Source organism: Prevotella sp. AGR2160, from assembly GCF_000424185.1.
GTDB lineage: Bacteria > Bacteroidota > Bacteroidia > Bacteroidales > Bacteroidaceae > Prevotella.
Window position 1 is genome coordinate 1 of record NZ_AUJK01000047.1, and the last position, 1,392, is coordinate 1,392.

Annotated in this window: 1 protein-coding gene; it reads left to right on the forward strand. The window is 49.6% G+C overall.

All coding sequences use genetic code 11. The annotated features are described in order from the left end of the window. Positions 1-1,161, forward strand: a 1,161-nt coding sequence (locus tag G604_RS14545) for an IS1380 family transposase (protein WP_036905857.1), incomplete at its 5' end; no start/stop codon positions are given. Positions 1,162-1,392: the final 231 nt, after the last annotated feature.

Here is a 1,392-nt window from a genome sequence, read left to right on the forward strand (position 1 = left end):
CGCATGCCGGAACTCATTCATCACACCATATCGGACATGGTTCGCCAGCGTGTTGGCCAGATTGCCTGTGGTTATGAAGATGCCAACGACTGCGACGCCCTTCGCCACGACAGCGCCCTGAAGATGCTGGCTGGCCGCAAGCCATCAGATGATGACCTCTGCTCACAGCCCACGATGACCAGGCTGGAAAATCATGTCAGCAACCGTGATCTCTACAAGATGGGCATGCTGTTTGTGGAGAACTTTATCAAGTCGTACGACAAGTCGCCTAAGAAGATCATCATTGACGCTGATGACACAAATGCCAACACCTACGGCGCCCAGCAGCTCACACTGTTCAACGACTACTACGGCGAGTACTGCTATATGCCGCTACTTATCTACGAGGGAATCAGCGGGAAGATGATCCTTCCCATTCTCCGTCCAGGCCGCCGGAACAAATCACTCAACGTCTCGAAGATACTTATCCGCATCGTCGCCATGCTCCGGAAGGCATGGCCGAACTGCAGGATAGAGCTGCGCGGCGACAGTCATTTCTGCTCACATGAGTTCATGGACTGGGTGTGTGACCAGCACAGCATTCTCCTGGGATTCACCACGGGCCTGTCTTCCAACGAAGTGCTGCTCAAGAACATAGACAAGCCACTGCGCAGATGGAGGAAATACTACGGGAAGGAAAAGAAGGCCGTGCGTCATTATTACTCTTTCCAATATAAGGCGAAGTCTTGGAAGCATGAGCAGCGTGTCATTGCCAAGATTGAGGTCAACTCCATGGGTGAGAACATCCGTTTCGTCGTAACTTCCAACCGGTCCAACAAACCGGAGACTGTCTACCGCCACTATGCCGGAAGGGGCGAGATGGAACTGTGGATAAAGGATCTGAAGGCAATCCGAGGTGACCGCATGTCGTGCAAGTCTTTCCGCGCCAATCAGTTCAGATTGTTCCTCTATGCTGCAGCAGATGTGCTACTGTACAACCTCAAGCACAAAGCCTTTGAGGGAACCGAGGTAGAGTCGTTCACAACCGAAAGTTTTGTAAAACGTATCATGCTCAGTGCCGTCATGATAAAAGATCAGAAATGCGCCGTCAGAATCAGCTTTGTTCCGCATCACCGGCACCGAGCGGAAATTGAACGCTTCCTTCGCAAGATAGCAGCGTAAACGAAATTTTCACTGAACACATATCCGTTACCCTTCTCCAAGAGAAGGGCTATAACTCGTGGGCTTACATCGCCAAAAACAGCATTTCTGATGGACTTTTGGCAGAAATACCACCAAATGACACAAGCGATGATAGAATAAATCATTCTAGCCCCATTCAAAATAAATGTTCTTTGCCATTTTGGGACAAAAGTGTCTATTTATGATGGGGGTATGAATTATATAGGCTAA